Source organism: uncultured Pontibacter sp. (assembly GCF_947502515.1).
GTDB lineage: Bacteria > Bacteroidota > Bacteroidia > Cytophagales > Hymenobacteraceae > Pontibacter.
In genome coordinates, this window is sequence record NZ_CANNAI010000021.1 from 1 (window position 1) to 610 (window position 610).

Consider the following 610-nt stretch of genomic DNA (forward strand, 5'->3'; position numbering starts at 1 on the left):
CCTTTAGTATCAGGTGCCCATACTGGGCGCACACCACACCCATAAGCCAGCTACGCCGCCTTATGGCCAAGTCCGTTGTCGGTAATATTGAATGATGAAAAAAGTTAACGTGTTTGTCTTCGCGATGATTGCATGCATAATGATAGCGGTGCTCATTATCATCAACACAGATTCTGTCTTTGATGCAAGCTGTTATAACTATGAAAAATTCACATCAACCAGCGCTGACGGTAAAGTCATCAGCAAGTATGTTGATAGTCAAAATCACAACTATCAGATTGTGCAAGTAGAAAACAAAAATGGGACGTATTCGAAATTCGACCTGACCTATCACTGGAACAGAGAGCTTTATGATGCACTGGAGGTAGGCTATTTTATTAGGAAGGGGGAAGGAGAAACGAGAGTCTACTATGGAGAAGAAGACTTGAGTAATACCATAGACATTAGCTTTAACTGCGACAGTACCAACAAATAGATATAAAATTTGATTGCTGTTTGATAGCAATAGGTGGTACTAGCAAAAATTACTGCCGCCAATCGAGTAGACGGCCCCGTCAGCGTTAGCTGACGGGGTGCGCCTCTCACACCACTGTACAAGCGGGTCTCGCAT

General features: G+C 43.4%; 1 protein-coding gene. It reads left to right on the forward strand.

Annotated features, from left to right (window positions below; translation table 11 throughout):
• Positions 1-91 precede the first annotated feature (91 nt).
• A complete protein-coding gene (locus tag Q1A54_RS20310; RefSeq protein ID WP_299991877.1) occupies positions 92-475 on the forward strand; it encodes a hypothetical protein in 384 nt (127 codons plus the stop codon).
• Positions 476-610 lie beyond the last annotated feature (135 nt).

What these genes read in the sequence shown, in the direction of transcription:
- Q1A54_RS20310 (WP_299991877.1), top strand. Translation starts at nt 92, where the DNA reads ATGATGAAAAAAGTTAACGTGTTTGTCTTCGCGATGATTGCATGCATA.